3 protein-coding genes are annotated in these 3094 nt (G+C 73.8%); all 3 read left to right on the top strand.

What is annotated here, in order from left to right; translation table 11 throughout:
• Positions 1–84: 84 nt before the first annotated feature.
• Entirely contained in the window at positions 85–915 is an 831-nt protein-coding gene (gene nadE, locus ACJA3G_RS33860; RefSeq protein ID WP_406556860.1) for an ammonia-dependent NAD(+) synthetase, read from the top strand.
• A gap of 185 nt (positions 916–1100) precedes the next feature.
• Complete coding sequence (locus ACJA3G_RS33855) at positions 1101–2168, top strand: M20 family metallopeptidase (protein ID WP_406556862.1); 1068 nt, start codon at positions 1101–1103, stop codon at positions 2166–2168.
• A gap of 388 nt (positions 2169–2556) precedes the next feature.
• The coding region (locus ACJA3G_RS33850) for a YciI family protein (protein ID WP_406556861.1) at positions 2557–3094 on the top strand (538 nt) is incomplete at its 3' end.

Raw genomic sequence — 3094 nt, 5'->3', positions numbered from 1 at the left:
CCCCCGGTCCCGTCCGGCGCCCCCACATCCCGCTGGGTAGGGTGGTGCGGACAGCACACCGTTGACCGGAAACGAGGAGCAGACGTGAGTGAGCCGGCGTCCATCGCCCTGCAGCAGGAGATCGCCCGGGAGCTCCAGGTCGCCGAGACCTTCGAGGCCGAGCGGGAGATCGAGCGGCGGGTGGCCTTCCTCACCGAGCGGCTGACCTCGACCGGACTGCGCTCCCTCGTGCTCGGTATCAGCGGCGGTGTCGACTCCACCACCACCGGGCGGCTGTGCCAGCTCGCCGTCGAGCGGGCCCGCGCCGCCGGGCACGAGGCGCGGTTCTACGCGATGCGTCTGCCGTACGGCGTCCAGGCCGACGAGCACGACGCGCAGCTCGCGCTCTCCTTCATCCAGCCCGACCAGGTCCTGACCGTGGACATCAAGCCGGCCAGCGACGCCGCGCTGGAGGCGGCGGTCACCGCCGACGTGGCCTTCCGCGACGACCACCACCAGGACTTCGTCCTCGGCAACATCAAGGCACGCCAGCGCATGATCGCCCAGTACGCGGTGGCCGGCGCGCACAACGGCCTGGTCGTCGGCACGGACCACGCCGCCGAGGCGGTCTCCGGCTTCTTCACCAAGTACGGCGACGGCGCCGCCGACCTGGTGCCGCTGACCGGTCTGACCAAGCGCCGGGTGCGCGCGCTCGCGGACGCGCTGGGCGCGCCCGCCGAACTGGTGTGGAAGGTCCCCACGGCCGACCTGGAGACCCTCGCCCCCGGCAAGGCCGACGAGGACGCGCTCGGTGTCACCTACGACGACATCGACGACTTCCTGGAGGGCAAGCCGGTGGACCAGCGTGCCTTCGACACGATCGTGCGCCGCTACCACCTCACCGAGCACAAGCGGCAGCTGCCCGTCGCCCCGTAGCGACTCCGCCCAACAGCCCGGCCCCGGGAGCCCCTTGAGGGCATGCCCGGGGCCCTGCGTGCGTCCGGCACCCGGGCGCGGGCGGCGCCGGGGGAGGGCCCGGGAGCACCGGGGGCCGGCGGACGCGTACCCAGTACGCTGACGGTGTGACCAGCCACAGAAGCGTCGCGGTATGTGTCGACGCGATGATCGAGGACCTTCGGACACTCGTCGAAGTCGAGTCTCCCTCACGTGATACCGGCGCCCTGGCGGCTTCGGCCGCCACGGTCGCGGCCGTCATCGAGAGGCGGCTCGGCGGGCGGGCCGTACTCGTCGAGAGCGTGGCCGGGCCGCATGTCCACTGGTCCGGCGGGGGCGATCCCCGTGTTCTGATCCTCGGTCATCACGACACGGTGTTTCCCCTCGGCACGCTCGAACGGCGCCCGTTCCGGGTGGAGGACGGGCGCGCGACCGGGCCCGGTGTCTTCGACATGCTCGGCGGGCTGGTGCTGGCCGTCCACGGTCTGGCGGCGCTCGACGACCTGTCGGGCGTCGAGATCCTGGTGACCTCCGACGAGGAGGTGGGCTCCGGCTCCTCGCGGGCGCTGATCGAGGAACGGGCCCTGGCGTGCGGCGCCGTACTCGTCTTCGAGGGCGCCGCCGACGGTGGCGGACTGAAGACCGGCCGCAAGGGCTGCGGCACGTTCCGCGTCTCGGTCACGGGTCGGGCCTCGCACGCCGGACTGGAGCCCGAGGCCGGGGTCAACGCCCTGGTCGAAGCGGCCCACCAGGTGCTGGACATCGCGGCGCTCGCCCGCCCGGAGCTCGGTACCACGGTCACCCCGACCGTCGCGTCCGCCGGGACCCAGGACAACGTCGTCCCCGCCGGGGCGACCGTGGTCGTGGATGTCCGGGTGGAGTCCGCCGAGGAGCAGGACCGCGTCGAAGCGGCCTTCGCGGCGCTGGCCCCGCGTCTCGACGGGGCGCGGATCGCGGTGGAGGGGGCGATCGGCCGGCCCCCCATGCCCGAGTCGGCCTCGGCCGAACTCTTCGCGCTGGCCAAGGAGTTGGCTCCCGGTCTGGAGGGGGTGGCGGTCGGCGGTGGAAGCGACGGCAACCTCACGGCCGCACTCGGAGTGCCGACGCTCGACGGCCTGGGGGCGGTCGGGGGTGGCGCCCACGCCGACCACGAGTACGTCGTGGTCGACGCGTTGGCCGAGCGGGCGCGGCTGGTGACCGGACTCGTGACGGCGATACGGAACGGGCGGCGGTGAGAAGCCGGGCACCGGCGGCGTCACGGCGGCTAGGGACTCGCACGACAGCACGGTGACCCGGACGGGCGGCACCGCGCTCGCCTCCACCGGAGCCGGCTCCGCACTGCCGTGGGCCGCCGGTGGCACGGCGCTCGCCCTCACGGGAGGCGCGGGCCTGCTGGTCGCGGCCCGGCGTCGCCGGTCGGCCGAGGGACAACGGCACCCGGCGCCCCTCCGGCCAGCCCGTTTCCGCCGTATACGCCGGAGACGGGCGCCTGCCCGCTGCGTCCAACGCGGCCATTCCCCAAGGGAGTCCGCATCCGGCTCGGCGGCCCCCCGCGCCCCGGAGGCACCGGGGCCCGTCGAAAGCGCTTTGAGGCGCGGGGCCGGTAGGGAAGACTCCATGACCATGGAGTTCTTCTGCTACCACCGCGACCGGCCCGGCTCCCTCAAGCTGCGCGCCGAACTGCTGGAAGCCCACTGGTCCTACATGGACGGGTACGAGAAGGAGCTGATCGCCCGAGGGCCGACGTTCGCCGCGGACGGTGAGACGCCCAGCGGCAGTGTGCACATCGTCGACCTGCCGGATCCGGCCGCGGCTCGTGCGTTCGCCTTCGACGAACCCGGCTACCAGGCCGGTGCCTACCGGGACGTGTTGCTGCGCCGGTGGCGCAATCTGCTGGGGCGCACCATGTGGGAGTTCCCGGGCGGCCGGAGCGGCAGCGACCGGTACCTCGTCCTCGGGCTCGGCGCGGGGGAGCCCGCCGACCTGGTCGTCCCGGCCGACCGGGACGACCTGATCGCGTACGGGCCGCTGCTGTCCGACGACGGCTCGACCTGGGTGGGCACGGCGGCGCTGGTGCGGGCGCCGGACGCGGAGACCGCCCGTGCGGTGCTGACGTCCGACCGGTACGACGCCATCGAGGTCCACGACTGGGAGTTCGGGG

The sequence above is a fragment of the Streptomyces sp. YS-3 genome (genome assembly GCF_045257485.1).
Lineage (GTDB): Bacteria > Actinomycetota > Actinomycetes > Streptomycetales > Streptomycetaceae > Streptomyces.
The sequence above is the reverse complement of the archived record's forward strand: the minus strand, read 5'-3'. Positions and strand labels throughout refer to the sequence as shown.

Bases quoted from the DNA above. Each gene is read 5' to 3' on its own strand.
- ACJA3G_RS33855 (WP_406556862.1), top strand. From the start codon at position 1,101: ATGATCGAGGACCTTCGGACACTCGTCGAAGTCGAGTCTCCCTCACGT.